Here is a 7,500-nt window from a genome sequence, read left to right on the forward strand (position 1 = left end):
TAAAATACGTTTCGTATAAATATACATTTTATATTTATTTAGGTTGTACATTTGTTGCGCAACCTTATTCTTTTACCATCTTAGTAAAGGAGGGACACCTTTGGAAAACATCTCTGATTTATGGAACAGCGCCTTAAAAGAACTAGAAAAAAAGGTCAGTAAACCAAGTTATGAAACATGGTTAAAATCAACAACCGCACATAATTTAAAGAAAGACGTATTAACAATTACGGCTCCAAATGAATTCGCTCGTGATTGGTTAGAATCTCATTATTCAGAGCTAATTTCGGAAACACTTTATGATTTAACGGGGGCAAAATTAGCTATTCGCTTTATTATTCCCCAAAGTCAGGCTGAAGAGGAGATTGATCTTCCTCCTTCTAAACCAAATTCAGCACAAGATGATTCTAATCATTTACCACAGAGTATGCTAAATCCAAAATATACGTTTGATACATTTGTTATTGGCTCTGGTAACCGTTTTGCTCACGCTGCTTCATTGGCCGTAGCCGAAGCGCCAGCTAAAGCATATAATCCCCTCTTTATTTACGGGGGAGTTGGACTCGGAAAGACTCATTTAATGCATGCAATTGGTCATTATGTAATTGAACATAACCCAAACGCGAAGGTTGTATATTTATCATCAGAAAAATTTACAAATGAATTCATTAATTCTATTCGTGATAATAAAGCGGTCGATTTTCGTAATAAATACCGTAATGTAGATGTTTTATTGATAGATGATATTCAATTTCTAGCAGGAAAAGAACAAACTCAAGAAGAGTTTTTCCATACATTCAATGCATTACACGAAGAAAGTAAACAAATTGTAATTTCAAGTGATCGGCCACCAAAAGAAATTCCAACTTTAGAAGATCGTCTTCGTTCTCGCTTTGAATGGGGACTCATTACGGATATTACGCCACCAGATTTAGAAACACGAATTGCAATTTTACGTAAAAAAGCAAAGGCTGAAGGACTCGATATACCAAATGAGGTTATGCTTTATATTGCAAATCAAATTGATTCAAACATTCGTGAACTAGAAGGTGCACTCATCCGAGTTGTAGCTTACTCATCTTTAATTAACAAAGATATTAATGCTGATTTAGCAGCTGAAGCACTTAAAAATATTATTCCAAATTCTAAACCAAAAATTATCTCTATTTATGATATTCAAAAAGCTGTCGGGGATGTTTATCAAATAAAACTGGAAGATTTCAAGGCGAAAAAGCGAACAAAATCAGTTGCCTTCCCTCGCCAAATTGCAATGTATTTATCGCGCGAACTTACAGATTACTCCTTACCTAAAATAGGTGAAGAATTTGGTGGACGTGATCATACAACAGTTATCCATGCTCATGAAAAAATTTCTAAGCTACTTAAAACGGATACGCAATTACAAAAGCAAGTTGAAGAAATTAACGATATTTTAAAGTAGTAGCTGAATAGTGTGAATAACTTCCCTTGTTTTATGCACAGTCTATCCACATGTAGATAGACTGTTTTTACATCCTTCAATGGGGTTATCCACATATCCACAGGACCTATTACTATTACTACTATTTTTTATCTTTATTAATTAAATAAAATATTATACTTACCGGAGGTTTTTCTTTATGCGTTTTACAATACAAAAAGACTATCTTGTAAGAAGTGTACAAGATGTAATGAAGGCTGTTTCTTCTCGTACAACAATTCCGATCCTTACAGGAATTAAAGTTGTCGCTACGGAAGAAGGAGTAACGTTAACAGGAAGCGATGCTGATATTTCTATTGAATCTTTTATCCCAGTTGAAGACGATGGAAAAGAAATCGTAGAAGTAGCACAATCAGGAAGTATTATTTTACAAGCAAAATATTTTAGTGAGATTGTAAAAAAATTACCTAAAGAGACTGTCGAAATTTCTGTGGAAAATCATTTTATGACAAAAATAATTTCTGGAAAATCAGAGTTTAATTTAAATGGCTTAGATTCTGCTGAATATCCATTGTTACCACAAATTGAAGAACATCATGTTTTTAAGATTCCAACAGATTTACTGAAACATATGATCAGACAAACTGTATTTGCAGTTTCCACTTCTGAAACAAGACCGATCTTGACAGGTGTAAACTGGAAAGTATATAACAGCGAATTAACTTGCATTGCTACAGATAGCCACAGGTTGGCTCTTCGAAAAGCAAAAATCGAAGGAATCTCAGATGAATTCCAAGCGAATGTTGTTATTCCAGGTAAAAGCTTAAATGAATTAAGCAAAATTCTAGATGAGTCTGAAGAAATGGTAGATATCGTTATTACGGAGTATCAAGTATTATTCCGTACAAAGCATTTATTATTCTTCTCAAGATTATTAGAAGGTAATTATCCCGATACAACTCGTTTAATTCCAGCCGAGAGTAAAACAGATATTTTTGTAAATACAAAAGAATTTTTACAAGCAATTGATCGTGCATCTCTATTAGCAAGAGATGGTCGTAATAATGTTGTGAAATTATCAACTTTAGAACAAGAAATGCTAGAAATTTCCTCCAATTCACCAGAAATCGGGAAAGTAGTAGAAGAAGTTCAATGTGAAAAAGTAGACGGGGAAGAGTTAAAAATATCTTTTAGTGCAAAATATATGATGGATGCACTAAAAGCTTTAGATAGTACTGAAATTAAAATTAGCTTTACTGGCGCAATGAGACCATTCTTAATTCGTACAGTAAATGATGAGTCCATTATTCAATTAATTTTACCGGTTCGTACTTACTAAGTAAGAAGTAAGGGTTGCTAGTTTTCAGATACTAGTAGCCCTTATTTGATTTTTGGGTATTACTTTCCTAATGCTAGTTTATTTAGTACAATGAAAGAATGAACACTTTCAGAAAGTGAGCGATTTTATGAAACGTATTAAAATTTCAACAGAGTATATTACACTAGGACAATTTTTAAAGTTAGCTGATGTAATTGATACAGGTGGCGCTGTAAAATGGTTTTTACAGGAATATGAAGTGTACGTGAATCAAGAACTTGAAAATAGAAGAGGTCGCAAATTATATGCGAACGATATTATTGAAATTCCAGGAAGCGGAAGTTTCCAAGTTCAGGCATAAAGGGGGAGCCCTTTGTTTATTTCAGAAATACAATTAAAAAACTATCGCAATTATGAAAAGTTAGAGCTTTCCTTTGAAGATAAAGTGAATGTGATTATCGGTGAAAACGCGCAAGGGAAAACGAATTTGATGGAAGCTATTTACGTTTTAGCGATGGCGAAATCTCATAGAACCTCTAATGATCGCGAGCTTATCCGCTGGGATGAAGATTTCGGTCAAATTAAAGGGAAATTACAAAAGAGAAATAGTTCTTTGTCTTTGGAATTAAATATTTCGAAAAAAGGTAAAAAGGCAAAATTAAATCAACTTGAACAACAAAAATTGAGTCAATATATTGGCATGATGAATGTTGTCATGTTTGCCCCAGAAGATTTAAATCTTGTAAAAGGAAGCCCTCAAGTAAGAAGACGCTTTTTAGATATGGAATTAGGTCAAATAGCTCCAGTCTATTTGTATGAATTGAGTCAATATCAAAAGGTGCTCACGCAACGAAATCACTTGCTGAAAAAGATGCAAGGGAATAGTAAGAATGAGGAAACGATGTTGGATGTATTTACACTTCAACTTATTGAGCATGGTGCAAAAATATTGCAAAAACGGTTTGAATTTTTGCATTTACTACAAGAATGGGCAGCTCCAATTCATCGTGGTATAAGCCGTGGATTAGAAGAATTAGAAATTGTCTATAAACCAAGTGTAGATGTATCAGAATCAATGGATTTGTCGAAAATAAAAGAAGTATACTATGAAAATTTTCAATCTGTGAAACAACGTGAGATTTTCCGTGGTACGACTTTAATTGGTCCTCATCGTGATGATTTACAATTCTTCGTTAACAGTAAAAATGTTCAAGTCTTTGGTTCGCAAGGACAACAACGAACGACCGCACTGTCCCTAAAATTAGCTGAAATTGAATTGATTTACTCAGAAGTTAAGGAATATCCGATTCTTTTATTGGATGATGTATTATCAGAATTAGATGATTATCGTCAATCGCACCTGTTAAATACAATTCAAGGAAAAGTGCAAACATTTGTGACAACGACGAGTGTCGACGGAATTGAACACGAAACATTAAAAGAAGCGAAAACAATTCATGTAACGAACGGCACGGTAGATTGTGAAATAGATAGGGCGTAATCCCTATTTAAATGGAAAAGTAGGTGATCTTTGTGTCAATGGAACAAAAGCAAATGGAAGAAAACTCATATGATGAAAGTCAGATACAGGTACTTGAGGGATTAGAAGCGGTTCGAAAACGCCCTGGGATGTATATTGGATCTACAAGTGGAAAAGGACTTCACCATCTTGTGTGGGAAATCGTCGATAATAGTATTGATGAAGCACTTGCAGGGTATTGTGATGAAATTAACGTTAGTATCGAAGAAGATAATAGTATTCTTGTAACGGATAATGGACGTGGTATTCCAGTTGGTATACAAGAAAAAATGGGACGTCCTGCTGTAGAAGTTATCATGACTGTCCTTCACGCCGGAGGTAAATTTGGCGGTGGCGGTTATAAGGTTTCTGGTGGTTTGCATGGTGTTGGTGCATCTGTTGTAAATGCCTTATCAACAGAACTAGAAGTATTTGTACATCGTGATGGGAAAATCCATTATCAGAAGTATGAAAGAGGTATTCCGGTTGCGGATTTAAAAGTCATCGGTGATACAGATAAAACTGGAACAATAACTCGCTTTAAGCCGGACCCAGAGATTTTTAAAGAGACGACAGAATATGAATTTGATACGTTAGCGACTCGTATGCGTGAGTTGGCATTTTTAAATCGTAATATTAAATTAACAATTGAAGATAAGCGTGAACATAAGCAAAAGAAAGAGTTTCACTATGAAGGTGGAATTAAATCATATGTTGAACATTTAAATCGTTCAAAACAACCAATTCATGAAGAACCTGTATATGTAGAAGGTTCAAAAGATGGTATTCAGGTTGAAGTTGCGCTTCAATATAACGAAGGATATACAAATCATATTTACTCATTTACAAATAATATTCATACGTATGAAGGTGGTACGCATGAGGTAGGATTTAAAACTGCCTTAACTCGCGTGATCAACGATTATGGTCGTAAAAATAATATTTTAAAAGATGCGGATAGTAATTTAACTGGTGAAGATGTTCGTGAAGGTTTAACAGCGATTGTGTCAATTAAACATCCGAACCCACAATTCGAAGGACAAACGAAGACGAAACTTGGAAATAGTGAAGCAAGAACAATTACAGAGTCAGTATTCTCAGAGGCATTTGAAAAGTTCTTACTGGAAAATCCAAATGTCGCACGTAAAATTATAGATAAAGGGACGATGGCAGCCCGTGCACGTGTAGCAGCTAAAAAGGCTCGTGAGTTAACTCGCCGAAAGAGTGCTTTAGAAGTTTCAAGTTTACCAGGGAAATTGGCAGACTGTTCTTCTAAAGATCCAGCAATTAGTGAAATTTATATCGTAGAGGGTGACTCTGCGGGTGGATCTGCGAAACAAGGGCGCGATCGTCATTTCCAAGCAATTTTACCGCTGAAGGGTAAAATTATTAATGTTGAAAAGGCACGCTTAGATAAGATTTTATCAAATGATGAAGTTCGTACAATTATTACGGCGATCGGTACAAATATCGGCGGAGACTTTGATATTGAAAAAGCACGCTATCATAAAGTTATTATTATGACCGATGCCGATGTTGATGGTGCGCATATTCGTACCCTATTATTAACGTTCTTCTATCGTTATATGCGTCAAATAATTGAGTGTGGATATATATATATTGCACAGCCACCTTTGTTTAAAGTACAACAAGGTAAGAAAATTCAATATGCTTACAACGATAAGGAACTTGAAAAAATCTTAGCGGAATTACCAGCACAACCTAAGCCAGGGATTCAGCGTTATAAAGGTCTAGGGGAAATGAATCCAACTCAGTTATGGGAGACGACAATGGACCCAGAAGTACGTTCATTACTTCAAGTTTCTCTTCAAGATGCAATTGAAGCGGATGAAACATTTGAAATTTTAATGGGAGATAAAGTAGAGCCGCGTCGTAACTTTATCCAAGAAAATGCAAAATACGTGAAAAACCTTGATATTTAAATGAGTAATGACAGGAATCTAAGTATTCCTGTCTTCTACATATAAATCAATGTATGTGTAACGGAAATGTAAGAGGAGGTGCTCGTTGATGTCAGACAATCAACAACAAGCACGAATTCGAGAAATTAATATTAGTCATGAAATGCGTACTTCATTTTTAGATTACGCAATGAGTGTTATCGTATCTCGTGCATTACCAGATGTTCGTGATGGATTAAAACCTGTGCATCGTAGGGTTTTATATGCGATGAATGATTTAGGAATTACAGCTGATAAAGCGTATAAGAAATCAGCCCGTATTGTCGGTGAAGTAATCGGTAAGTATCACCCTCACGGTGATTCAGCTGTTTACGAGACGATGGTACGTATGGCGCAAGATTTTAGTCAACGTTATATGCTTGTTGATGGACATGGTAACTTTGGTTCTGTTGATGGTGATTCAGCAGCAGCAATGCGTTATACAGAAGCAAGAATGTCTAAGATTTCTATGGAATTAATACGTGATATTTCAAAAAATACGATTGATTATCAAGATAACTATGATGGTTCTGAAAGAGAGCCAATTGTATTGCCAGCGCGTTTCCCTAATCTATTAGTGAATGGTACGACGGGTATTGCAGTTGGTATGGCAACAAACATTCCGCCGCATCAACTTGGTGAAGTAATTGATGGCGTATTGGCACTAAGCCATAATCCTGACATTACTATTGCGGAATTAATGGAGTTTATTCCAGGACCAGATTTTCCAACAGCAGGTTTAATTTTGGGACGAAGTGGGATTCGAAGAGCATATGAAACAGGTAGAGGCTCTATTATGCTTCGAGCTAAAGTTGAAATTGAAGAGAAGTCAAATGGTAAACAATCTATTCTCGTAACTGAACTACCTTATCAAGTTAATAAGGCGCGATTAATTGAAAAAATTGCGGAATTAGTTCGTGATAAGAAAATTGAAGGTATTACGGACTTACGTGATGAGTCAGATCGAAACGGTATGCGTATTGTTATGGAAGTACGTCGTGATGCCAATGCTAATGTACTATTAAATAATCTATATAAACATACAGCACTTCAAACAAGTTTCGGTATTAATATGTTGTCTCTTGTAAATGGAGAGCCACAAGTATTGAATTTAAAACAAAATTTATATCATTACTTGGAGCATCAGAAGGTAGTAATTCGTCGACGTACTGCTTATGAATTAGAAAAGGCAGAGGCGCGTGCTCATATTTTAGAAGGATTAAGAATTGCTCTAGACCATCTTGATGAAGTTATTACGTTAATTCGTAGTTCGAAAACAGCA

6 protein-coding genes (1 of these 6 only partly in view) are annotated in these 7,500 nt (G+C 35.3%); all 6 read left to right on the forward strand.

Annotated elements, in window-relative coordinates; translation table 11 throughout:
* Window positions 1–100 precede the first annotated feature (100 nt).
* A complete protein-coding gene (gene dnaA, locus KZZ19_RS00005; protein ID WP_000428027.1) occupies window positions 101–1,441 on the forward strand; it encodes a chromosomal replication initiator protein DnaA in 1,341 nt (446 codons plus the stop codon).
* A 178-nt stretch (window positions 1,442–1,619) separates the two neighbouring features.
* Window positions 1,620–2,759 (forward strand): DNA polymerase III subunit beta, encoded by a 1,140-nt coding sequence (dnaN, locus tag KZZ19_RS00010; RefSeq protein WP_088098612.1) that lies wholly within the window; start codon window positions 1,620–1,622, stop codon window positions 2,757–2,759.
* A 127-nt stretch (window positions 2,760–2,886) separates the two neighbouring features.
* Complete coding sequence (gene yaaA / locus KZZ19_RS00015; RefSeq protein WP_000821366.1) at window positions 2,887–3,099, forward strand: S4 domain-containing protein YaaA; 213 nt, start codon at window positions 2,887–2,889, stop codon at window positions 3,097–3,099.
* A gap of 12 nt (window positions 3,100–3,111) precedes the next feature.
* The gene (gene recF, locus KZZ19_RS00020; protein WP_000470743.1) at window positions 3,112–4,239 is read left to right on the forward strand and encodes a DNA replication/repair protein RecF; all 1,128 of its coding nucleotides are present in this window, start codon (window positions 3,112–3,114) and stop codon (window positions 4,237–4,239) included.
* A gap of 38 nt (window positions 4,240–4,277) precedes the next feature.
* A complete protein-coding gene (gene gyrB / locus KZZ19_RS00025) occupies window positions 4,278–6,200 on the forward strand; it encodes a DNA topoisomerase (ATP-hydrolyzing) subunit B (protein WP_088098613.1) in 1,923 nt (640 codons plus the stop codon).
* Window positions 6,201–6,288: 88 nt separating this feature from the next.
* On the forward strand, window positions 6,289–7,500 hold the 5' portion of the coding sequence (gene gyrA / locus KZZ19_RS00030) for a DNA gyrase subunit A (RefSeq protein ID WP_001282859.1). 1,260 nt of this gene lie beyond the right edge of the window; only the first 1,212 of its 2,472 coding nucleotides appear in the window; the start codon lies at window positions 6,289–6,291; its stop codon lies beyond the right edge, outside the window.

Source organism: Bacillus thuringiensis (genome assembly GCF_022095615.2).
Classification (GTDB): domain Bacteria; phylum Bacillota; class Bacilli; order Bacillales; family Bacillaceae_G; genus Bacillus_A; species Bacillus_A cereus_AG.

Excerpts from the sequence above, each read along its gene's own strand:
- dnaN (WP_088098612.1), top strand. The coding sequence starts at position 1,620 with ATGCGTTTTACAATACAAAAAGACTATCTTGTAAGAAGTGTACAAGAT.
- yaaA (WP_000821366.1), top strand. The coding sequence starts at position 2,887 with ATGAAACGTATTAAAATTTCAACAGAGTATATTACACTAGGACAATTT.
- gyrB (WP_088098613.1), top strand. The coding sequence starts at position 4,278 with ATGGAACAAAAGCAAATGGAAGAAAACTCATATGATGAAAGTCAGATA.